The sequence below is a fragment of the Streptomyces sp. NPDC001634 genome (assembly GCF_040298185.1).
Taxonomy (GTDB): domain Bacteria; phylum Actinomycetota; class Actinomycetes; order Streptomycetales; family Streptomycetaceae; genus Streptomyces.
Genome location: NZ_JBEOZU010000245.1, coordinates 1 through 1092 on the forward strand (window position 1 = coordinate 1; position 1092 = coordinate 1092).

Annotated in this window: 1 protein-coding gene; it reads right to left on the bottom strand. The window is 36.6% G+C overall.

Annotated elements, in window-relative coordinates:
* Positions 1 to 208: 208 nt before the first annotated feature.
* Positions 209 to 1092: IS982 family transposase (locus tag ABT186_RS47830; protein ID WP_351930731.1), on the bottom strand; the 884-nt coding region annotated here is incomplete at its 5' end.

Genomic DNA, 1092 nt, shown 5'->3' on the forward strand with positions numbered 1-1092 from the left:
CTATACACAGTTTTTTGTAGGACTATACACAGTATTTTGTAGGACTATGCACAGTTTTTTGTAGGACTATAATCCTGTTACCCCTTGCAAACACTATATTTTTTTTTTCGCAAAAGAACAAAAGACAAAATATATAATATAAAATAATTAAAAGGGACTCTAAGGAGTCCCAATTTTCTTTTTTTAAAATACCCGAATTGCTAGTTGATTATTTATCCATGACTTGATACCCGATAGAATATCTTAAAGTCTCTGGTTCCAGTGATTTAGCTGATTTTAACAGTAAAGAATACGCTAAAAGTATCATCTCTAATTTCAATTGAAAACCTTGAGGCGAACGACTTTTACAACGCTCAGCTCCTAGATTTGTCAAAAAAGAGAAAACTCGCTCAATCACTTTTCTACGTTTTGAAAAATTAGGGAAAAGGATTTTCTTTTGCTTCATGTTCTTCCTGACAGGTGTAATTAGATCAATTCCTTCTAATTCCAGCCTTTCATGCAGTGACTGACCTAAATATCCCATATCTCCAAGGACTGTTGGTGTCCCAAATTGACTCAACACTTCCTCGGTCATTGAACTATCAGCCATTGAAGCAGGAGTAATTGTGTAGTCTATGACATAGCCTGATTCACTGACTAAAGCATGAAATTTACATCCATAGAAGTACTGTCCCTTTGTAGAATCGTAGCCAACATTTGCATAATCTCCAAGAACTTTGCTTCTGAAATTACGAATAGGCTGACACAAAGGAAGGGGGAAGCTGTCAATAATGGATACACTAATTCCTTCAACCTCTTTAAAGACGAGTGCTTGGCGAATGACTTGGATACTCGGTAAGAGGGCATTACAACGGCGGACAAAGCGAGAATATTCTAGGAAATTAGGAAATAAACTTTGAGCCAATTGGTGCTTTGCTTTAAGTGTTTCACTAAAATGTAGTACGCCCCATAGGTAACAAGCGATAACTAAGCAATCTGATGTTGCGAGATGGACGTTCTTTCGGTTTTGAACCTCAAGGGGAACACTCGTTTGATAAAGCGTCTCAATGGTTGTCAGTAAATAAACAAAAACTTTTGGAAGTGTGCTATTAT